This window comes from Sorangium sp. So ce281 (genome assembly GCF_051527395.1).
GTDB classification, from domain to species: domain Bacteria; phylum Myxococcota_A; class Polyangia; order Polyangiales; family Polyangiaceae; genus Sorangium; species Sorangium cellulosum_B.
Genome location: NZ_CP150322.1, coordinates 6,538,885 through 6,557,310, shown reverse-complemented (window position 1 = coordinate 6,557,310; position 18,426 = coordinate 6,538,885). Strand labels below are relative to the sequence as shown.

The following is an 18,426-nucleotide window of genomic DNA, read 5'->3' as shown; positions in this document are numbered from 1 at the left end:
CGTACCTCACGCACGCGCGGCGTGCGAAGGCGGATGGTCGCTGGCTAGCCTGCGTTTTCAGGATGACGATGGGAGCTCCTGGGCTCACCCCGATGTCGCGCCAGCCAACCCCACCCGATCCGGCGCGGCGGCGCCGCCCTGCGCGCGCTCCCGGTCCGCTCGCAGCGCGGCGGCGAACCGCTTCTGGGCCTCCGCGCTGCGCCGCTTCGCGGTCCGCTCCGAGCAGCCGAGCGCCGCGCCGATCGCCTGCCAGGTCCGCTCCTCGACGTGGCGGAGCACGAGGACGCGCCGCTCCTCGTCCGGGAGCCGCGACAGGGCGGCCTCCACCGCGCGGATGGCGCGGTCGTACGCGGCGCGGAGCCGCTCGCCCTCCTCGCCCTGCGCCGTCAGCGCGCGGCCGACGAGGCCGAGCACCGCGGCGGCCGCGACCTGGTCGGCCATCCCGTCGGCCTGCGCGGTCGTCTCGGCGTCGCCGTCGGCGAGCACGTCGCTCGTGTCCTGCGCCGCCTCGGCGGCGTCGTAGCCGTCCTCGCGGGCGGCGCGCCAGTGCTTCGACTCCTGCTGCAGCGCGTCCGACAGCGCGCCGTCGACGCGCCGCCAGGCGTAGACCTGGAAGGGGACGCCGCGGGCGGGATCGTAGCCGAGCGCGGCCTCGTGGAGCGCCTGGACCGCGGCGGAGCGGAGATCGTCGGCCACGTAGTGCGCGCGCGTCCGCCGGAGGAAGTGACCGCAGAGCTTCTCGACGAGCGGCACGGACTCCGCGACGAGCGCCTGCTGGTCGGGGCGGAGGGGCCTCCGCGGCCGATCGCCGTGGCTCATCGGGCGCCGCCTTGCCCTCGCCGCTTGGCTGCGCCCGCCTTCGCCGCGAGCCGCTGCGCCGCCTCGGCCAGCGCCGCGGGCTCGCGCCGGTCGACCTCGCCGCTCGCGGCGGGGGGCGTGCGCGGGCGGAGCCGGTCGACGAGCGGGGCCGCCACGGGATGCGTCGCGAGGAAGCGCGCGGTCAGCGCGCGCAGCGCCTCGAGATCCTCGGCGGGCAGGAGATCGGCGTACGGCGCGACGGCGTGGGCGACGCGGGCCTCGAGGGTCGGATCGCCGTCATCGGGGTCGGGGCGGGGGCTCGACATCGGGCTCCGGGGGCGCGCTGCCCGCGGGCGCTGCATGCGCTCGGCGCGCTTCGCGCGATCGACACCCGACGCTACCGTTCCCAGGGAGGGCCAACAAGGGCAGAGAAGCGAGGAGGGCCGGGCGCTCTTTCGCTATCGTCGGCTGCTGCGAGGTAGGGTGTCGCGAGGTGACGAGCGTCGATGAGCCGTTGAGCCCCGGGGCGCTGTTCCAGGGGCGCTTCCTGATCGAGCGCCTCCTCGGACGCGGCGGCATGGGCGAGGTCTGGGCCGCCCTCGACACGGCGCTGGAGCGGCCGGTGGCGATCAAGATCATCCACCGCGCCCTCGCGGGGGAGGCGCGTTACGCCGAGCGTTTCCTCCGGGAGACGAAGCTCGCCGCGCGGGTCGCGCACCCGAACATCGTGCGGCTGTACGACGCCGGCAGGGCCGCGGACGGGCGGCTCTTCATGGTGATGGAGCGCGCCTCGGGCGTGCCGCTGCGGGAGATCATTGCGGGCGGCGCGCGGCTCGATCCGGTGCGCGCGCTCCACTACGCGATCCAGATCGCGGACGCGCTCTCGACGGCGCACGAGGCCGACCTCGTGCACCGCGACGTGAAGCCCGAGAACGTCCTGGTGAGCGACGGCGTGCGCGCGCGGCTCGTCGACTTCGGCGTGGCGAAGGACGCGCGGGGCGTGGGCCTCGGGCTGACAGGGCAAGGGAGGGCGGTCGGGACGTCGCGTTACATGGCCCCGGAGCAGGTCGCCGGGGGCGCCGTGGACGCGCGCGCGGATCTGTATGCGCTCGGCGTGGTCATGTACGAGATGCTGGCGGGGGCGCACCCGTATGCGGTGCTCGACGAGGCGTCGGGCATCGGGGAGACGGAGATCCAGGCGGCGCACGTGCACCTGGAAGCGACGCCCCTGCCGGAGGTGCTCCCGGGGTGTCCGGAGGCGCTCTGGAGCGCGGTGGCCAGGTGCCTTGCCAAGCGGCCCGAAGCGCGGTTTGCGCGGGCGGCGGAGCTCGCGGCGGCGCTGCGCGAGGTGGCGCGGACCGCGGTGACGGCGGAGAGGGCGCTGGACGACGCGGGCGCGCGGCAGCTCCTGAGCGAGGCGGCGGACGCGGCGAGGGAGCGGGCGATCCGCAAGCGCGCGGGGGCGCTTCGGGCGGAGAGCGCGGAGAGCGCGGCGCAGCTGGTGGCGGCGCTGCCGGGGCAGGGGGTGATGCCGGGGAGCGCGGCGCCGGGCGCGGATGCGCGGAGCAGGCTGGCGATGGCGCAGAGGTTCAGGGTGGAACCGGCGTGGGGGCTGGGGGCGGCGAGCGCGGGGAAGGGGACCCGGAGCGAGGACGCAGCTGCCGGGCAGCCACTGCAGGGGCCGGTGCTGCCGGCGGCAGGGGGTGAAGTGGCGCGGCCGGCGCCGGGGGAGGGCGCGAGCGTGATCGAAGCCGGCGCGGGAACCAGCCTGCGGGTGTGCACGGAGCGATGGGAGGGGGCGGCTGCTCCTGTGACAGGAGCGGGGACGCGGGTGAGCACGGAGCGATGGGACGGGGCGGCGGCCATCACTGCGGCGGTGTCAGGAGCAGAGCGGCTGGCGAGGACGGAGCCCTGGGATGCGGCAAGGGCTGGCGCGCGGTCGTCGGGAGCGCGCGCGGCGTCTCCGCGGACCAGGTGGGGGCTCGTCGTGCTCGTCGTGCTCGCGCTCGGCGTGGCCATGGCGCTGATTGCCGCGGTGATGCTGGGTCTCGCCCCGGCGTGACGCAGCGCCGCTGGCGGGCTGTGGTGCGAGAGTCCAGGCTCCACATCCGCGATTCCTGGCGTACTCTTCGCGTCCGCCCATGCCCAGCAAGCGCCAGGTGTTCGACCTCCTGTCCCGTGACGAGCTCGCGGAGCTCGCCGGCTGCCACGATCTGCTCGTCCGGGAGGGGCGCTCCAAGGCCCAGCTCGCCGACGCGCTCGTCGGCCCGGGGCGCTTCCGTGGTGCCGAGCCCCGGCCTGAAGTCCTCCGGGATGAACCGAGCCGGCGCGGCTTCGAGCGACTGCATGCCTTGCCCCGTCTTCCGGAGCGGCTCGACCTGCGGACGGAGAATGTCGTGCACGCACTTCAGGGCAGGCGAGCGGCTGACGCCCACGTGGAGCTGCGATGATTCACACCTTCTACGCTCGGAACTACGGCTGCCTGGTCGATACCGAGGCCTCGCTGACCCCGCTTCATGCGTTCATCGGCCCGAACGATAGCGGCAAGAGCACACTGCTGCACGGCATGCGGACCCTGGTGCAGTTCGCCGGATCCCACTTTCAGCAGGATAAGGGTAGATGGAAGCCGTTTGATCCCTACCTTCCCACACAGCTTCCATCCCATGAACTACCTCAAACCCCGCACGACGTCCTGCTCGAGTGCGGGGTCGACGGGGGCTGGTACGCTATCAAAACGGGGCTGCGAGGTCTGGAAGAGCGTACCGGCGAGCGGCGCAGCAGCGATACGTCTCTATATCATGGCCGTTCGAGTGTTCCTCGGCGCAGGACCTGGTTCAGCACCGCACCGCGGGACGCACCGCAGGAAGGCAAACATCCGTCCGAACAGCAGATCCTGAGCCAGATTCATCAGGCGAGGCTCGTTCGCTTCGACCCTGATGCGCTGCGTGAGCCAAGCGGTCTGATCCCCGAAACGCAGCCGGTCGGCTTCCTTGACGACCGGGGTCATGGCCTGGCCGGCATCTACTTCGCCATCCGCAACCGCAACGACGATGCTTTTTCCCGCATCGTCGACGACGTTCGCCGCCACTTCCCGACGATCAAAGGCCTTCGTGTCAAGGTCGTGACGAGCAGCGAGGTCGTCCTGGAGGTCGAGCTCGTGAATGGCGCGCGGGTGGAAGCCGCTCGGCTCAGCGAGGGCCTCCTCTACTATCTCGCGTTTGCCGCGCTCCGCTACTTGGAGCCGGTCTCGCTCCTGCTCGTGGAAGAGCCCGAGAACGGCCTGCATCCGGCGCGCATCGCCGAGGTCATACGCATCCTCCGTGCCATCGTCGAGGAGAGCGGCACACAGATCATCATGGCGACCCATAGCCCGCTCGTCGTGAACGAGCTCAAGCCCGACGAGGTGTCCGTCGTCACCCGCACCGCCGAGGAGGGGACCCGGGTAAAGCGCATCAAGGATACGCCCGATTTCGAAGAGCGCTCCAAGGTCTACGCGCTCGGCGAGCTGTGGATCGCCTATGCCAACGGCGAGGACGAGGCGCCGCTCCTCGAGGGAACCGAGCCTTGATCCGCGTCATTCTCGCCGGTGAGGGAAAGAACGAGCTCGGCGGTTTCGCAGCCGAGCCAAGCTTCCGCGACGACAACCCCGAGCCCGGTGTGGTGGAGGCGCTGCTGCGGCAGGTCCGTCCCGAGGGGTGGAAGGTCGTGGACGCCATCCTCTGGAAGAGCATCCCCAAGCTCCGCGTGGGTATCGGTGGAAAGGGCGAGGAGCTCAACGTCCAGCGCGCGTTCCACCACGCCAAGAAGCGTGGGTGCGAGGTCTTTGCGTTCACGCGCGATCGCGACAAGGCCAAGTTCGCCCACCGCGAGGACGGCATCGAACGGGCGATCGAAGGGCTGGGGAGTCCCGCGGACCAGCAGCCGGCTGTCGTTGGCGGTGTTGCCATCGAGAAGCTGGAGTCGTGGCTGGTGGCCGTTGCCGGCCACCATGGCTCCGAAGCGATGCGCAGGCCGCACGAGAGGCTCGCCGAGCTGGGCATGAACGAGAAGGACACCGCCGCCATGGTGCGCCTCGTGGAGGAGAACGGCCTGGCCAACATCCCTGCTGACGCTCACTCGTTGCGGCGATGGATCGAGCGCGCGCGCCGGGCGCTCGGCGGATCCGCATCGATGCGCGTCGATTCTGCATGAGCTCGTACGGCCTGCGGGGACCCACCGGCTCAACCGGTGGATCATCCAGGCGCCGATGCGGCTCGTGGACCATGTTCCCGAGCAGGGGAGTTCTCTGCGCGGCGCGCACAGAGCACCCAGCGCGTCACCTGCTCACCCACAGGGTGAACGAACACGCTGGCATTCACTTTGAGCCACCTTCGAGATTTGAACTCGAGACCTACGGTTTACGAAACCGTTGCTCTACCACTGAGCTAAGGTGGCACGCCTCTCGTCGAGGAGGCGCGCAGATTACCCACTCGCCCCGCCGAGTCAAGCTCTTTTATTTTCGTCCTCGAGCGATCCGGCTTCGCTCGCTGCCGCCGCTGCTTCGGCCGCTTCGGCGCCCTCCCTGATCCCCGCGCCCGCCGCGCCCCCGGCGTCTCCTCCCGCGGCGAAGAACTCGCCCAGCCGCTCCGCCAGCTCCGCCGCCGCCGACCAGTGCATCATGTGCCCGGCCTCCGGCAGCTCGACGTGCTCCGCGCGCTCGAGCCTCGCCACCCGCTCCGCTTCGTCCTCCGGGTGCCACCCCGTCGGCCCGCCGCTCACGAGCAGCGTCGGGCACGCGATGCGCTCCAGGAACGTCATGAACGCCTCCACCTGGAACAGCAGCGGCGAGGTCGTCCGGTGCATCGGATCGTACGCCCACGCGAGGCCGCCGTCCGGCGCTTCCCGCGTGAGCAGCGGCGCGCGCGTCGCCAGCACGTCGCGCGGCACGCGCGGGTGGTTCGCCACGAGCCGCGCGATCGCGTCCTGCATCGACGAGAGCTTCCGCGGCGCGCGATCGAGCTCCGCCATCTGGCGCAGCCACGCCTCGACGCGCGCGACGGCGACCTCGGGGCCGCTCGCCGGCGGCCCCATGCCTTCGAGCAGCGCCAGGCGCTCGACGCGGCCGGGGCACGCGCCCGCGTAGTACACGGCGACCGCGCCGCCCATCGAGTGGCCCACCACGCCGAGGCGCGCCGGCGCGAGCGCGTCCACGAGCGCCGCGACGTCGGCGATGTAGTCGGGGAAGTAGTAGTAGCTGCCCGCGCCGACGCGGGCGCTCCGGCCGAACCCGCGCAGGTCCGGCGCGACGACGTCGTGCCCCGCCCGCGCGAGCGGCTCGGCCACGAGGTCCCACGTGCTCCCGGCGTCGAGGAAGCCGTGGAGCAGCAGCAGCGTGAGGCCCGTCGGCCGCGCGTGGTCGTCGCGGAAGCGATGGACGCAGAGATCCAACCCGTTGGTGTTCAAAAATTCCGACGACCTACGCACCACGCGCGCGCTCCCGTCTGCAGATCTCCCGTCAGCCCTCCGCGCGGCCCGCGCGGTCCGCGCGCGACCCGCCGGCGCTCCTGCGCCGGGTGCGCGCGCGGGCGTCACCGCCTCGCCGGCGAACCTTTCGCCGGCGGACCTTTCGCCGGGGGCGCCGCGGGGGCCGCCGGGGGCAGCACCGTCCCCGTCGCGACCGGCGCGGCCGTGGCCGGATCCACCGCTCCCGCAGGCGCCGCCGGGGGCGCCGCCCCGGTGGCGGCCGGCGCCGCGGTGTCCGCCCCGGCCGGCGCTGCGCTGCCCGACGGCGCCGGCGCGACCGGGAGCGCGGCGCCCGTGAGCTGCGCGGCGTCCTTCAGCACCTCGTCCGCGTGCACGCCGGGATCCACGTCCGGATAGACCTTCGCGACCTTGCCGTCCGGATCGACGAGGAACGTCACGCGCGCCGTCGTCCCGAGCCGCATCGGCACGCCGAACGCAGTGGCCCACGTGTGATCTGTGTCGACCAGGATCGGGAACGGCAGCTTGTGCTCGACCGCGAACGCCTCGTGCGACTCGCGGGTGTCGGAGGACACGCCGAAGACCTGCACGTTGGCCTGCTTGAAGCGATCCCACGCGTCGCGGAACGCGCACGCCTCCTCGGTGCAGCCCGGCGTCCCGTCCTTCGGATAGAAGTACACGACCACGGCCCGACCCCGCTGGTCGGACAGCCGCTGGATCGCGCCGTGCTGATCGGCGGCGAAGACGTCGGGCGCCGTCGCGCCGACCGGAAGAAGCCCTTGTCCACCATCGGGTCGCTCGGCCGCGCCACACCCGAGCAGCGAGGCAAAGGCAAAGACGACAGCAAGTACGACAAAAACGACGGCAATCGGGAAGCGTCTCTTCATCTCAGAGCGGCACGTTAGCATGCACTCGGTGGGATCGATCCGAAGCTTCTGGTACGTTCCCGCGCCAGGAGACGAGGCCGATGGCGATCTTCGGAAACGACGGCGGCGCCGCGCCCGGCGTGGTGCGCCAGGGCAGGGAGGTTACCTACCCCGATTTCTCTTCGCCCACCGTGGATAAGGTCATGGTCGAAGAGCGCGCAGCCGGGCTCGGCAAAAGGAGCATCAAGGGCCCCGCCAAGGTCGCCGGCCTCAAGCTCGCCATCTCGATGATGGACCTCACCACCCTCGAGGGGAAAGACTCCCCGGGAAAAGTTGAGCAGCTCTGTCAGAAGGCGCTCCGGCCCCACGAGCGCGCGGACATCCCTTCCTGTGCGGCGGTGTGCGTCTATCCCAAGCTCGTCGCCGTGGCGAAGCGAGCGGTCTCGGGCTCGACCGTCAAGGTGGCCAGTGTGGCGACCGCCTTCCCGAGCGGCCTGTCCACGCTCGCCGTCAAGCTCGCCGACGTCCGCCAGGCGGTCGAGCTCGGCGCCGACGAGATCGACATGGTGATCGACCGCGGCGCGATGCTCTCCGGCGCGTACGGCGCGGTGTACGACGAGATCGCCGCGACCAAGGAGGCGTGCGGGCACGCGCACCTCAAGGTGATCCTGGAGACGGGCGAGCTCGGGACCTACGATCGCGTCCGCAAGGCGAGCCGCATCGCGATGCTCGCGGGCGCCGACTTCATCAAGACCTCGACCGGGAAGATCACGCCGGCGGCGACGCCTCCGGTGACGCTGGTGATGCTGGAGGCGATCCGCGATCACGCGCAGGCGACCGGGCGGCGCGTCGGGATGAAGCCGGCCGGCGGGATCCGCACGGCGAAGCAGGCGCTCCACTACCTCGTGCTGGTCAAGGAGACCCTCGGCGACGCCTGGCTCACGAGCGACCTGTTCCGCTTCGGCGCGTCGACGCTCCTCAACGACGTGCTCATGCAGCTCGAGAAGGAGCGGACGGGCGCCTACCAGAGCGGGGACTATTTCAGCAAGGACTGACCGGGCCGCGAGGGCGGGTCCGCGTCGGTGTTCAACCCGCGGTCGCGGGCGTAAAGTGCGCCGCATGAGCGACAACAGCACCGCCGCGGCTGGCGGCGACGGGGGCTCGCCCCGGGACGCGACCGCGGCGCGCGACGCGGCCGTCGTGTTCGGCGACGCCTGGCGCTACGCGCCGGCGCCCGAGGGGCGCGACCACGTGAAGATCGCGCCGCGGTACGAGCTCTTCATCGGCGGCGCGTGGCGCGCTCCGGCCTCGGGCCGCTACCTCGACAGCATCAGCCCGTCGACCGAGGAGAAGCTCTGCGAGTTCGCCGAGGCCTCGGAGCAGGACGTCGATCTCGCCGTGCAGGCGGCGCGGGCCGCGTACGAGAAGCACTGGTCGCGCATGCGCCCGCTCGAGCGCGGCAAGTACATCTACCGCATCGCCCGGGCCCTCCAGGAGAAGGCGCGCGAGCTCGCCGTCGTCGAGTCGCTCGACGGGGGCAAGCCCATCAAGGAGTCCCGCGACGTCGATCTCCCGCTCGCGGCCGCGCATTTCTTCTACCACGCGGGCTGGGCGGACAAGCTCGAGCACGCCTTTCCCGGGCGCGATCCTCGGCCGCTCGGCGTCGCGGGTCAGGTCATCCCGTGGAACTTCCCGCTGCTCATGGCGGCGTGGAAGCTCGCCCCGGCGCTCGCGGCGGGCAACACGTGCGTGCTCAAGCCCGCCGAGACGACGCCGCTCACCGCGCTGCTCCTCGCGAAGATCATCGAGGAGGCCGATCTCCCGCACGGCGTCGTCAACGTGGTCACGGGCGCGGGCGCGACGGGCGCGGCGGTCGTCGGCCACCCCGGCGTCGACAAGGTCGCGTTCACCGGGTCGACCGAGGTCGGCAAGCGCATCCAGCGCGCGCTCGCCGGCACCGGGAAGCGGCTCACCCTCGAGCTCGGCGGCAAGGCCGCGAACATCGTGTTCGAGGACGCGCCGCTCGATCAGGCCGTCGAGGGGATCATCGGCGGCATCTTCTTCAACCAGGGCCACGTCTGCTGCGCGGGCTCGCGCCTCCTGGTCGAGGAGAGCGTCCACGACGCCCTCCTCTTCAAGCTGCGCGAGCGCATGGGGACCCTGCGCGTCGGCGATCCGCTCGACAAGAACACGGACGTGGGCGCCATCAACTCGCGGGCGCAGCTCGCGAAGATCGAGGAGCTCGTGGCGGCGGGGGAGCGCGAGGGGGCCGCGCGCTTCTCGGTGAGCTGCGCGCTCCCGCAGCGGGGCTACTGGTTCGCGCCGACGCTCTTCACGGGCGTCGCGCAGTCGCACCGGATCGCGCGCGAGGAGATCTTCGGCCCGGTGCTCTCGATCTTGACCTTTCGCACGCCCGAGGAGGCGATCGAGAAGGCGAACAACACGATGTACGGGCTGTCGGCGGGCGTCTGGACCAGCAAGGGCTCGAAGAGCTTCTGGGTCGCGCAGCGACTCCGCGCCGGCGTCGTCTGGGCGAACACCTTCAACAAGTTCGATCCCAGCGCGCCGTTCGGCGGCTACAAGGAGAGCGGCTTCGGCCGCGAGGGCGGGCGCCAGGGGCTGCTCGCCTACCTCGAGGTGGACTGATGGCGCTCGGCGACCAGGACAGCGGCGGCGACGAGGGGCGCACGTCGATCGGCGAGCGCGCCGGCGCGGCCGCGCTCGACGCTCCTCCGGGCGAGGCGCGCGCGCGGGTCGGCGTGCGCAAGGCGTACAAGATGTTCGTGGGCGGCGCGTTCGTGCGCTCGGAGTCCGGGAGGTACACGCAGGTGCGCGATCACGGAGGCGCGGGCGCGGTCGAGAACATCCCGCGCGCCTCGCGCAAGGACGGGCGCGACGCCGTGCTCGCGGCGGCCGGCGCGCTCGGCGGCTGGTCGGCGCGCGCCGCGTACAACCGCGGGCAGATCCTCTACCGCCTCGCCGAGATGCTCGAGGCGCGGCGCGCGGAGCTCGCGGCCTCGCTCGAGCGCGGCGGGCAGGGCGCAGGCGCGGCCGAGCGCGAGGTCCTGGCGGCGATCGATCGCGCGGTCGCTTATGCGGGCTGGGCCGACAAGTACCAGAGCCTCTTCGCGAGCCTGAACCCCGTGTCCGGCCCGCACTTCACCTTCACGGTGCCCGAGCCGATGGGGGTCGTCGTCATCGCGGCGCCGCCGCGGCCGGCGCTGCTCGGCCTCGCGGGCGCTCTCCTGCCGGTGATCACCGCCGGCAACACCTGCGTCGTGCTCGCGAGCGAGGCGGATCCGCGCACGGCGCTCGTCCTCGGCGAGGCGCTCGCCACGAGCGATCTCCCGGGCGGCGTCGTCAACGTCCTCACCGGCCAGCTCGCGGAGGTGCTGCCGCACCTCGCCGCGCACATGGACGTCGCCGCGCTCGATCTGCACGGCGTGGACGTGGCGCTGACGAAGCGCCTCGAGGAGGCGGCCGCGGCCAGCGTCAAGCGGGTGCGCGCCCGATCGCTCGGCGAGGCGGAGTGGTTCGACGACAGGGCGGCGACGTCCCCCCGCTGGATCGAGCGGTTCGTCGAGATGAAGACGATCTGGCACCCGGCCGGGCCGTGACGCGGGCGGCGCTCAACGACCGGGCGCCGTGACGCGGGCGGCGCTCATCGACGGCGCGCCGTGAACGGCGCCCGGAGCGCTCATCGACCGAGCACCATCCCGGTCTGGAGCGTCCGCCCGGCGACGAGGTCCGCCGCCGCGAGCGGCTTCCGCCCCTCGGCCTGGGCTCGCACGATCTGGATCGCGCCCGCGCCGCAGGCGACGATCACGACGCTGCGGCCGGCCATCACCACGGTCCCCGGCGGCGCGCCGGCCTGGTCGGCCTCGCTCTCGACACGCGCGGCCAGCACCTTGAGCGCCTTGCCGTCGATCGTCGTGAAGGCGCCTGGCCACGAGGTCATCCCCCGGATGTGGTCGTGGATCTGCCGGGCGCTCCGCTCCCACCGGATGCGCCCGTCTTCCTTCTTCAGGAGCGCCGCGTGCGTCGCCGCCTCGTGGTCCTGCGGCGTCAGCGCGAGCTCGCCGTCCACCGCGCGGCGGAGGTCCTCGCGCACGACGCGCGCGGCGAGCGCCCCGAGATCGATCGCGAGCTCGTCGGCGGTCGTGTCCGGGCCGATCGGCGTCCGGCGCACCGCGTAGACCGGCCCCGTGTCCATGCCCTCGTCCATCTGCATCAGCGAGATGCCCGTCTCGGTCTCGCCCCCGACGATCGCCCAGGTGATCGGCGCGGCGCCGCGGTAGCGCGGCAGGATCGACGCGTGCAGGTTCATGCAGCCGCGCCGCGGCGCCTCGAGCACCGCCTTCGGCAGGATGCGCCCGTAGGCGATCACCAGCGCGACGTCCGCGCCGGCGCCCGCGACCCACGCGGCGAACTCGGGCGTGCGGACCTTCTCGGGCTGCAGCACGGGCACGCCGAGCTCCAGCGCCTTCACCTTCACCGGCGGCGCCTTCAGCTCGAGCCCGCGACCGGCCGGCCGATCCGGCTGACAGACGACGCCGACGACGTCCGCGATCGACGCGAGCGCCTCGAGCGACGGCACGGCGATGGCGGGGGTACCGAAGAACAGGGCGCGCACGCCCTGGCTTCTAGCAGGACATGCGCCCGTCGTGCCGCCTTCTTCGCTCGCGGCGAGCGCCGCCGTGGAGGCTCGGCCTCAGGGCCCGGGCGCTCGGCGCCCGCCGCGCTCTTCGTCCGCCTCGCGCGCCGCCGCGCCGCGCGAAGGGAGAGCCGAGCGCGGATCGGCGCAGCAGCGGAAGCCGGTCTCGTAGAACACGAACTTCGGATCGTGCGCGTCGTTCGTCCCGCGGCAGCCCGTCCACGGCTTGGCCCAGAAGCCGCCCATGAGCGCGCCTGGCCACCGGCGGCCGCGGCGCGAGGCGACCCACTCCTCGACGTTGCCCATCATGTCGAAGACGCCGAAGGTCGAGGCGCACCCGGGATGGGAGCCGCTCGGCGCGCCCTGCCAGAGCCGCTCGACCTCGCGCTGCGCCGCCTCGCCGGAGGCGCCGAGCTTCCGCTCGTCGACCGGCCGCCAGGCCTTGCCGCTGTTGCAGACCGCCTTGTCCACGCGCCAGCCGTAGGCGAGGGGACGCCGCTCGGGGCCCTCGCACGCGAGCTCCCACTCCTGCTCGGCGCACACCCGCTTGCCGCGCGCGGCGCACCACGCGGTCGCCGTCTCGAACGACTGCATGACGAGCGGCTTCGCCCCCCGCTGGTTCGGCGCCTCGAACTGGTCCATGCACACGGAGATCTCGGTCGACGGCCCCTCCTCGGCCGTGATGTCCTCCCAGTACGCGAAGCAGTGGGTCGCCTTGCCGCTCTTGACCGGCTCCACGCAGACGTGCTGCACCTCGTCGCGGTGCGTGCCGGTGACGAGCCGCATGTCCGCCGGGCACGCCGGGCTGGGCCCAGGATCGAGCGACGGCGCCGCCGGAAGGCCGAGCATCGCGATCGCGAGCGCGCCGAGGCCGAGCAGGGGATCGATCATCGTTCAGCGAGGGCCAGGGTGTCGCTCCGTGCCGGGCGCAGCCTCGGCCTCGCCGCGGCGCGCGGCAAGGCCGAGGCGCGCCTCCTCGGCGCGCCTCGTTGACCCGGCCGCCGAGGTTCCTGCGCCGCGTCGCGCGCGCCAGGAGGTGACGAGCGTGACGAGCGAGCGCTGCAGGTCGGAGTCGGAGCTGACCACCCGCAGCGTATCCTCATTCAAAAAAATGGCCAGGGCTGTGGCACGCGGCATGCGCCGTGTCTATGGTGAGTTCCCGTAGCCTCGCGGGCTGTCTTCCACCAAGAGCTGCCAGCAGGGCTCCGCGTTGCACCATCCGCATCCGTCTGGATGCAAGCCAAGATGACCGGGGCGCGCGGTGGCCGCGCGGCCCGGCTGCGTGTTGATGAAGGGGTTTACCTCCCCCGGTCGGGTGCCTAGAGGAGATCGCCATGTCCGAGAAAAAGAACCCGCCGATGCCGCCGCGCTCCGAGGAAGAGGTCGTCTTCGGCGACGAGCTGCCGGTTCTGCCGATCCGCAATGCGGTGCTGTTCCCGGGCGCCGTCGCGCCCTTCGATGTCGGCCGCGAGAAGTCGGTCGCGCTGGTGGAGGATGTCGACAATCTCCCCGGCCCGGTCATCGCGATCTTCGCCCAGCGCGATCCGTCGACCGACGATCCCGGGGCGGAGGACCTGTACCCGATGGGCTGCGCCGCGCGCGTGCTGAAGGCGCTGAAGCACAGCTCGGGCAACTACTCGTTGATCTTGCAGGGCCTCACGCGGATCAGGCTCGATAGCGTCACGGCCCACACGCCGTACCTGCGCGCCAAGATCCGCCGCATGGACGAGCCGGCGACGGAGGACGTCGAGGCGGAGGCGCTGGCGATGAGCCTGCGCGACATCGCGAAGCAGGTCATCCAGCTGATGCCGGAGCTCCCGCGCGAGGCGGGCTCGCTCATCGACTCCATCCAGGCGCCCGGCGCGCTCGCCGATCTCGTCGCGGCGAACCTCGACGCTCCGGTCGAGGAGAAGGCGCAGCTCATCGAGACGATCGACGTCAAGGAGCGCATCCGCAAGGTGCTGCGGCTGCTCACGCGGCAGCTCGAGATCCTGAAGATGCGCGAGCGCATCAACTCCCAGATCAAGGAGGAGATGGGCAAGAACCAGCGCGAGTACGTGCTGCGCCAGCAGCTCAAGGCCATCAAGGAGGAGCTCGGCGAGGACGACGGCGATCAGGGCGATCTCGACGGGCTCGAGGATCGCATCGCGAAGGCGAACCTGCCGACCGAGGCGGAGACCGTCGCGAAGAAGCAGCTGAAGCGCCTGCGCACGATGCAGGTCGGGTCGGCCGAGTACACCGTGGTGCGGACGTACCTCGACTGGATCCTCGACGTGCCCTGGACGCAGTCGACGCAGGACAACCTCGACATCGGCAGCGTCCGCAAGGTGCTCGACGAGGACCACTACGGCCTGGAGAAGGTCAAGAAGCGCATCCTCGAGTACCTGGCGGTCCGGAAGCTGAAGCAGGACAAGAAGGGCCCGATCCTCTGCCTGCTCGGGCCTCCCGGCGTCGGCAAGACGTCGCTCGGCCGGAGCATCGCGCGCGCCCTCGGCCGCAAGTTCCACCGGGTCTCGCTCGGCGGCGTGCACGACGAGGCGGCGATCCGCGGCCATCGGCGCACCTACGTCGGCGCGCTCCCTGGCCAGATCATCCAGGGCATGAAGAAGTCGGGGATGATCAACCCGGTCTTCATGATGGATGAGGTCGACAAGATCGGGCACGACTTCCGCGGCGATCCGTCGGCGGCGCTGCTCGAGGTGCTCGATCCGGAGCAGAACAACACGTTCGCGGATCACTACCTGGAGATCCCGTACGACCTGTCGCACGTGATGTTCGTCGCGACCGCGAACGTGGCGGATCCGATCCCGCCGCCCCTCCGCGACCGCATGGAGATCCTCGAGATCCCCGGCTACACGCGGAAGGAGAAGCTCGCGATCGCGCGGCAGCACCTGCTCCCGAAGCAGCTGTCGGAGCACGGGCTCACGACCGAGCAGCTGGAGGTCACGGACAAGGCGCTGGAGGAGATCATCGATCACTACACGCGCGAGGCCGGCGTCCGGTCGCTCGAGCGGCAGATCGCGGGTGTCATCCGCGGCGTGGCGGTGAAGGTCGCCGAGGGCGACACGCAGAAGCGGCGCGTCGACAACGAGGACGACCTGCACGAGTTCCTCGGCCCGGCGAAGTACACGAGCGAGGTCGCGGAGCGCACCGCCGAGAGCGGCGTCGCGACGGGCCTCGCGTGGACGAGCGTCGGCGGCGAGATCCTCTTCATCGAGGCGACGCGGATGTACGGCACGGGCAAGCTCCAGCTGACCGGCCAGCTCGGCGACGTGATGAAGGAGTCGGCGCAGGCGGCGCTGTCGTTCGTGCGCAGCAACGCGTCGAGGTACAGCATCGCGAAGGACTTCCTCGAGAAGAGCGATCTGCACATCCACATCCCCGCCGGCGCGATGCCCAAGGACGGGCCGAGCGCGGGCGTGACGATGTTCACGGCGCTCGTCTCGCTCCTCACCGGGATCAAGGTCCGCCACGACGTCGCGATGACGGGCGAGATCACGCTCCGCGGTCGCGTGCTCCCGATCGGCGGCCTGAAGGAGAAGGTGCTGGCGGCGCACCGCGCCGGCATCAAGCGCATCATCGTCCCCGAGCGCAACCGGGCGGATCTCGAGGAGGTCCCGAAGGAGGTCGTGGACGAGCTGCAGTTCTTCTTCGTCAGCCGGATGGAGCAGGTCCTGGAGGCCGCGCTCGAGCGGCTGCCCGAGCCCGCGCCCGCGACCGAGGAGTCGAAGGACGGCGAGAAGAAGGAGATCGAGAAGTCGGAGAAGAGCTCGATCGCCAGCAACTGATGACGGCCGTCGCCAGCGATCGCTGAGCGACCTGTCTCCAAGGCGCCGCGCGGCTCGAACGCGCGGCGCCTTTTTTCGTGTCTCTTCTCGTGAAGACGCCCCGCGCGGCGGCGACGGACGCCTCTCCTCTCGGCGAGCTTGGCGCGCTCGCGCGCCGGCGCGTGGCAGCGGCGTCGCCTGCGCAGGCGCAGCGCGCGCCGAGCTGCGCGGCGGGCTCGCGCGCTCTCGCCAAGGCGCGGCTTTCGCCTCGACGGGTGTCAAGCGAATCGGTAGCCTCGAGATCGCATGAGGCCGTGTCCGAACTGCGCGTGGATGCTCAAGGAGACCGACGCTGCCTGCTCGATGTGCGGTACGAGCGTGGCGGGCGCAGCGCCTGGAGCCTCCGTTCCGGTCGCGCCTCCGCCGGTGCAGGCGGGGGCTGGCGCCTATGCTCCGCCTGGCCCGCCGGGTTATCCAGGGCAGCCAGCCGTCTCGGGTTATGGCGGCGCGGCGTCGCCAGGCTACGCGGCAGGGGGCGCTCAGGGCGCCTATCCGCCTCCTCCTCAGGCGTACGGGGTGGGCGGGGGCGGGCTCTCGGTGCCGGCGTCGCCGGGCGGCAGCGTCGCCTTCTCGGCGGTGGGTGGGGAAGCTCCCTTTCCGGTCTCTCCCTGGGCCCGAGCGGCTCCCTCCGCGGGGCTCACGTCGCAGCCGGCGTCTCCTCCGATGAACGCGCCGGGCGTGCCGCCGGTCCAGCCGGCGCTCGGGGCGCCGGGCCCGGGCATGGTGCCCGGCGCGTCCCTGGGTGGCGCGATGGGGCAGCAGCCCGTGGCGCCGGCGCCGGTCTTCGGCGCGCCTCCGCAGATGGTCGCGCCCCCGCCGATGGTCGTGCCGGCGGGGGCGTCTGGGCTGGTCGCGCCGCCGATGGTGCAGCCGGGCGCGGTGGCGCCGCCGCCGATGGTGCAGCCGGGCGTGGTGGCGCCGCCGCCGATGATGGTGCAGGGGGGTGCGGTCGCGCCGCCGCAGATGGTGCAGGGCGGGGTGCCGGCGGTCGCTCAGGCCAGGGCGCCTGCGATCGTCGCGCCGCCGATCGTCCAGGGCGCGGTCTCGGGCGCGGTGCCGCAGGTGTCGGCGCAGCCCGCGCGTGTCCTCGTCGGCTTCATCGTGACGTTCCAGAACGATCCCGGAGGCAGCTTCTGGCCGATCTACAGCGGCCGGACGCAGGTGGGGCGCGCCGGGGCGGACCCCGCGACGGAGATCGGGCTCGCGGATGCGAGCGCCTCCTCACGGCACGCGTCGATCCACGCGGATCCGACGACGGGTCAGGTCTTCATCGAGGACGACGGCTCGCGCAACGGCACCTTCGTCAACGAGCAGCGCCTCGGACAGGGCGAGCGCCGGCAGCTGCGCGACAACGACCGGCTGCGCCTCGGGAGCACGACGTTCGTGGTGAAGGTGCTGGTCGCCTGAGCGGAGGCGGACGTCACGTGGCACCGATGACGTGATGCCGCGTCCCCTGAGTTGGCCCCAGGTACGGAGAGCTTGCCGAGCCGCTCGGCACCCTGCGAGGGGGCCTATCGGGGCGCGTGGGCGGGGCTCGTGCGAGCTGATGAGGCTGGTATCGAGGGAAGGAGTGAGCGCCAGCTTCGAATCGGGGGTGTCGTCCAGCGGGTGCGAGTCTCGCCCGGCCAAGATCACGCCCGACCAGTCGGAAGCTACTCTCCGCCAGCGCCGCCCGAGCCGCCAGCACCGCCCGAGCCGCCAGCCCCTGCAGCGCTTCCGGTGGTGGTGCTCGCGCTGTTGCTGTCCGACGTCTGGCACTTGAGGAAGCCGCTGGTGTCCTGTCGACACGTCGTTCCTGTCGCGCAGTCTTGATTCCCAGCACAGGACTGGCCATCGTCACAACGCTTCTCGCAGAGCGTGCCCCCGCAGTCGATGTCGGTCTCCAGTCCGTCCTTCTGACCGTTGGAGCAGAGCGGCGCAGGCGGCGGGATGACGCAGTCGAAGTACTCGACCACAACAGGGTCTGTCTCGACCCTCTTCTCTCTCTTCTCGTTCACCTCTATCGCCCCGCTCTGCGGGTGGTAGATGCGGAGCTTGATAGAGCCCGCGAAATCGCCCGTCGTATCCGGGCCGGCATCCGGCGGGGGCTGGTTGCCCGCGTTCGCCTCGAGCACGGCTCGAGGCTGCAACCTGTCTTGTCCTTCGATCGCGCACTCCTGGATGTCGACGCGATTGAAGTGGTGAGACTTGCCGCCTGCACAACTCACGTCGAGGGTGCTCCTGCCCTCCGGAGTCGTCAGAGTGAGCGTCCTGCCGATCGTGCTATTGTTGTCGGCGCCAGCGTCCGCGCATCCCTCCGCGCCGGCGTCGATATCGGCGCCGGTGCAGGGCACCTTGACGGTCACCGAGTAGCTGAACTCCCCTGAAAACGCGACGGACCCGCACTCCTCGGCCCGAGCGGTCAGGCGCTTGAAAGCCATGCTCTTCGGGGGAAACGCCGCGATGTCGAGCGGCGGATCGAAGACGATCTGACCGCCCGATTTGAGGAAACATACGTCGAGCTTGTCGCGGCTCGCGAAATTGCCGACCGGCCCGTTCCCCTCACCCTTCATCCAGCACTGATCGTCGGTTTCAGTCTGGAATGCGTGGTAGCAGCTGCTCGAATCGTCGAGGAATGTGCAAATGTTCTCGAATTCCTCTGCGCAGCCGGGCACGGAGACGGCTGCGGTCACGGCGAGGATCGGAGCGACGGCGGCGGCGAGCAAGACGTAACGGCGCATGGGCGCAGTCTACGCGTTCTCCCCGAGCGTGGGCCAGCTTCGCAGAGGTCTGCCGACGGCGCGCCGGCGGCGTGCGCCTCCGCTCCGCGCGCCGCCAGCTC

The 18,426-nt window shown here is 71.7% G+C and carries 16 protein-coding genes and 1 tRNA gene; 9 read left to right on the top strand and 8 right to left on the bottom strand.

Translation table 11 applies throughout. The features are described from left to right. Window positions 1-84 precede the first annotated feature (84 nt). Together WMF27_RS24915 and WMF27_RS24910 are read right to left on the bottom strand one after the other, a co-directional pair. Complete coding sequence (locus tag WMF27_RS24915) at window positions 85-819, bottom strand: sigma-70 family RNA polymerase sigma factor (protein WP_437766390.1); 735 nt, start codon at window positions 817-819, stop codon at window positions 85-87. Further along, a complete protein-coding gene (locus WMF27_RS24910; protein WP_437766391.1) occupies window positions 816-1,124 on the bottom strand; it encodes a hypothetical protein in 309 nt (102 codons plus the stop codon). The genes WMF27_RS24915 and WMF27_RS24910 overlap by 4 nt, the downstream gene beginning before the upstream one ends. A 167-nt stretch (window positions 1,125-1,291) precedes the next feature. Between WMF27_RS24910 and WMF27_RS24905 the strand changes: the two genes are divergently transcribed. From WMF27_RS24905 to WMF27_RS24890, 4 genes are all read left to right on the top strand, one after another. Next, on the top strand, window positions 1,292-2,860 hold the full coding sequence (locus WMF27_RS24905) for a protein kinase domain-containing protein (RefSeq protein ID WP_437766392.1): 1,569 nt from the start codon (window positions 1,292-1,294) through the stop codon (window positions 2,858-2,860). Between the two features lie 79 nt (window positions 2,861-2,939). Next, window positions 2,940-3,248, top strand: a complete 309-nt coding sequence (locus WMF27_RS24900) for a hypothetical protein (protein WP_437766393.1) — start codon at window positions 2,940-2,942, stop codon at window positions 3,246-3,248. Beyond that, complete coding sequence (locus tag WMF27_RS24895) at window positions 3,245-4,366, top strand: AAA family ATPase (RefSeq protein WP_437766394.1); 1,122 nt, start codon at window positions 3,245-3,247, stop codon at window positions 4,364-4,366. Before WMF27_RS24900 ends, WMF27_RS24895 begins: the two co-directional genes overlap by 4 nt. Then, window positions 4,363-4,989 carry a hypothetical protein gene (locus WMF27_RS24890; RefSeq protein WP_437766395.1) on the top strand — a complete coding sequence of 209 codons (627 nt, stop codon included), beginning with the start codon at window positions 4,363-4,365 and terminating at the stop codon, window positions 4,987-4,989. Before WMF27_RS24895 ends, WMF27_RS24890 begins: the two co-directional genes overlap by 4 nt. Before the next feature lie 171 nt (window positions 4,990-5,160). Here WMF27_RS24890 and WMF27_RS24885 read toward each other — a convergent pair. The 3 genes from WMF27_RS24885 to WMF27_RS24875 form a co-directional block, all read right to left on the bottom strand. Beyond that, window positions 5,161-5,232 (bottom strand) — tRNA-Thr (locus WMF27_RS24885). Between the two features lie 48 nt (window positions 5,233-5,280). Then, window positions 5,281-6,240: an alpha/beta fold hydrolase gene (locus WMF27_RS24880; protein ID WP_437766396.1), complete on the bottom strand. Its 960-nt coding sequence runs from the start codon at window positions 6,238-6,240 to the stop codon at window positions 5,281-5,283. Window positions 6,241-6,365: 125 nt separating this feature from the next. Next, entirely contained in the window at window positions 6,366-7,145 is a 780-nt protein-coding gene (locus tag WMF27_RS24875) for a peroxiredoxin (protein ID WP_437766397.1), read from the bottom strand. A gap of 80 nt (window positions 7,146-7,225) precedes the next feature. Here WMF27_RS24875 and deoC point away from each other — a divergent pair, with 80 nt between their 5' ends. The 3 genes from deoC to WMF27_RS24860 all read left to right on the top strand — a co-directional run bounded on the left by deoC (window position 7,226) and on the right by WMF27_RS24860 (window position 10,741). Next, the gene (gene deoC / locus WMF27_RS24870) at window positions 7,226-8,179 is read left to right on the top strand and encodes a deoxyribose-phosphate aldolase (protein WP_437766398.1); all 954 of its coding nucleotides are present in this window, start codon (window positions 7,226-7,228) and stop codon (window positions 8,177-8,179) included. A gap of 64 nt (window positions 8,180-8,243) precedes the next feature. Further along, window positions 8,244-9,770, top strand: coding sequence for an aldehyde dehydrogenase family protein (locus WMF27_RS24865; protein WP_437766399.1), 1,527 nt, complete (start codon window positions 8,244-8,246; stop codon window positions 9,768-9,770). Window positions 9,771-9,901: 131 nt separating this feature from the next. Further along, on the top strand, window positions 9,902-10,741 hold the full coding sequence (locus WMF27_RS24860) for an aldehyde dehydrogenase family protein (protein WP_437769808.1): 840 nt from the start codon (window positions 9,902-9,904) through the stop codon (window positions 10,739-10,741). Between the two features lie 80 nt (window positions 10,742-10,821). On the opposite strand, the gene fmt is transcribed toward WMF27_RS24860, so the two are convergent. Continuing rightward, window positions 10,822-11,757 (bottom strand): methionyl-tRNA formyltransferase, encoded by a 936-nt coding sequence (gene fmt / locus WMF27_RS24855; protein ID WP_437766400.1) that lies wholly within the window; start codon window positions 11,755-11,757, stop codon window positions 10,822-10,824. Between the two features lie 78 nt (window positions 11,758-11,835). Further along, a complete protein-coding gene (locus WMF27_RS24850; RefSeq protein WP_437766401.1) occupies window positions 11,836-12,669 on the bottom strand; it encodes a formylglycine-generating enzyme family protein in 834 nt (277 codons plus the stop codon). A gap of 443 nt (window positions 12,670-13,112) precedes the next feature. Here WMF27_RS24850 and lon point away from each other — a divergent pair, with 443 nt between their 5' ends. Beyond that, the gene (lon, locus tag WMF27_RS24845; protein ID WP_437766402.1) at window positions 13,113-15,566 is read left to right on the top strand and encodes an endopeptidase La; all 2,454 of its coding nucleotides are present in this window, start codon (window positions 13,113-13,115) and stop codon (window positions 15,564-15,566) included. Window positions 15,567-15,851: 285 nt separating this feature from the next. Then, window positions 15,852-17,012: an FHA domain-containing protein gene (locus WMF27_RS24840; RefSeq protein WP_437766403.1), complete on the top strand. Its 1,161-nt coding sequence runs from the start codon at window positions 15,852-15,854 to the stop codon at window positions 17,010-17,012. A 245-nt stretch (window positions 17,013-17,257) separates the two neighbouring features. Here WMF27_RS24840 and WMF27_RS24835 read toward each other — a convergent pair whose 3' ends face one another. After that, window positions 17,258-18,310 carry a hypothetical protein gene (locus WMF27_RS24835; RefSeq protein ID WP_437943030.1) on the bottom strand — a complete coding sequence of 351 codons (1,053 nt, stop codon included), beginning with the start codon at window positions 18,308-18,310 and terminating at the stop codon, window positions 17,258-17,260. Window positions 18,311-18,426 lie beyond the last annotated feature (116 nt).

Coding starts and splice junctions, on each gene's coding strand:
- WMF27_RS24860 (WP_437769808.1), top strand. CDS start 9,902: ATGTTCGTGGGCGGCGCGTTCGTGCGCTCGGAGTCCGGGAGGTACACG.
- WMF27_RS24900 (WP_437766393.1), top strand. CDS start 2,940: ATGCCCAGCAAGCGCCAGGTGTTCGACCTCCTGTCCCGTGACGAGCTC.
- WMF27_RS24840 (WP_437766403.1), top strand. CDS start 15,852: ATGAGGCCGTGTCCGAACTGCGCGTGGATGCTCAAGGAGACCGACGCT.
- WMF27_RS24865 (WP_437766399.1), top strand. CDS start 8,244: ATGAGCGACAACAGCACCGCCGCGGCTGGCGGCGACGGGGGCTCGCCC.
- WMF27_RS24915 (WP_437766390.1), bottom strand. CDS start 819: ATGAGCCACGGCGATCGGCCGCGGAGGCCCCTCCGCCCCGACCAGCAG.
- WMF27_RS24895 (WP_437766394.1), top strand. CDS start 3,245: ATGATTCACACCTTCTACGCTCGGAACTACGGCTGCCTGGTCGATACC.
- WMF27_RS24850 (WP_437766401.1), bottom strand. CDS start 12,669: ATGATCGATCCCCTGCTCGGCCTCGGCGCGCTCGCGATCGCGATGCTC.
- lon (WP_437766402.1), top strand. CDS start 13,113: ATGTCCGAGAAAAAGAACCCGCCGATGCCGCCGCGCTCCGAGGAAGAG.
- WMF27_RS24875 (WP_437766397.1), bottom strand. CDS start 7,145: ATGAAGAGACGCTTCCCGATTGCCGTCGTTTTTGTCGTACTTGCTGTC.
- deoC (WP_437766398.1), top strand. CDS start 7,226: ATGGCGATCTTCGGAAACGACGGCGGCGCCGCGCCCGGCGTGGTGCGC.
- WMF27_RS24910 (WP_437766391.1), bottom strand. CDS start 1,124: ATGTCGAGCCCCCGCCCCGACCCCGATGACGGCGATCCGACCCTCGAG.